This is a genomic window from Pseudotabrizicola alkalilacus (genome assembly GCF_003443995.1).
Lineage (GTDB): Bacteria > Pseudomonadota > Alphaproteobacteria > Rhodobacterales > Rhodobacteraceae > Pseudotabrizicola > Pseudotabrizicola alkalilacus.
In genome coordinates this window covers 1-1,055 of the sequence record NZ_QWEY01000034.1, presented here as the reverse complement: position 1 = coordinate 1,055, position 1,055 = coordinate 1, and the positions used below count along the sequence as shown (strand labels likewise).

The window sequence follows — 1,055 nt, the reverse complement described above, 5'->3', positions numbered from 1 at the left end:
AACCATCGCGCGCTTGGCACCACGACGGCGCGCGATCTTCGCCGCCCAGGTTCGCAGCCATGTCGCCCGGCCGCGATGCAACATCACCGTTGCCGCCTGGCAAAGGGCACGGCGGAGATTGACGTCACCTGCCTTGGTGATCCCGCCCGAGATGTCGCGCTCTCGCTGGCCACCTGCGCCTCCTTCACGATCTTCCCATGCTCGCTGATCACGCAGATCGCGGTCTTCTCCAGCGACACATCCAGTCCGACAAACAGCTTCATCCCGTAGTCCTCCCTTTGGATCCGATCCGGGAATGGCGCCAGCTTGCCCTTAACTTTGCAACGGTAACGGGCGGGTCGCGACGCAGGCCCCGTTACGGCATCTCGTTCTCGGATCATAGCCAGAACATGACGGTTGCGGCGAGTGCGACGGCGGAGAGGAAGACTTTTGGGCGTCTATCGTGGCGGGTCGCGACCCTGCGCCAGTCCTTCAGGCGTCCGAACATGATCTCGATCCTGTTGCGGCGCTTGTCGTGCTTGATGGGTTTCCCGCGCGACTTCCGACCTGGGATGCATGGTTTTATCCCCTTGTCTTTCAACGCTTCTTTGAACCAGTCGGCGTCATAACCCCGGTCCGTTGCCCGGCAATAGTTTGCCCGCAAACCATGAGAGGGTGCCAGCAGCCAATCTGCCTTTGGCAAGCTGCTCAGCCGCGCCGCCGCGCCGGTGTAATCACTGACTTGGCCTGCAGTCATGAAGAACCGGATCGGGTGGGGTTTCACTCCATTCCCGGGTCAGATCTGGATGAAAATCAACAGACAGCATCCAGCACGCCACACGCGCAATCGGCGACTGGATCAGCTTCTACAACCACCACTGCCCACATCAGGCGTTGGACATGAATACACCCGCTAAAGCGTAAGCGGCTTAGCCTGTGCAGCTTCCGCTAGGCTCTGGACCCATTAATTTTCTTGCGGGTCGGACAACTCACTGATTCACTTGCGGCACCACAGGGGGTGCTGCCATGAGCGAGATGATCCTGCTTTCCGAAGCCCAGATGGCGCGGATATCGCC

1 protein-coding gene and 3 pseudogenes are annotated in these 1,055 nt (G+C 60.2%); 1 reads left to right on the top strand and 3 read right to left on the bottom strand.

What is annotated here, in order from left to right; genetic code table 11:
- From D1012_RS23360 to D1012_RS21845, 3 pseudogenes are all read right to left on the bottom strand, one after another.
- A pseudogene (locus D1012_RS23360) lies at nt 1-162 on the bottom strand (transposase); the annotation flags it as partial.
- Nucleotides 162-263, bottom strand: a pseudogene (locus D1012_RS23100) (IS110 family transposase); the annotation flags it as partial. The pseudogenes D1012_RS23100 and D1012_RS23360, both read right to left, overlap by 1 nt.
- 113 nt (nt 264-376) lie before the next feature.
- Nucleotides 377-751: pseudogene (locus D1012_RS21845) on the bottom strand (transposase); the annotation flags it as partial.
- A gap of 53 nt (nt 752-804) precedes the next feature.
- Here D1012_RS21845 and D1012_RS23295 point away from each other — a divergent pair.
- Nucleotides 805-903 carry an integrase core domain-containing protein gene (locus tag D1012_RS23295; protein ID WP_199489605.1) on the top strand — a complete coding sequence of 33 codons (99 nt, stop codon included), beginning with the start codon at nt 805-807 and terminating at the stop codon, nt 901-903.
- Nucleotides 904-1,055 lie beyond the last annotated feature (152 nt).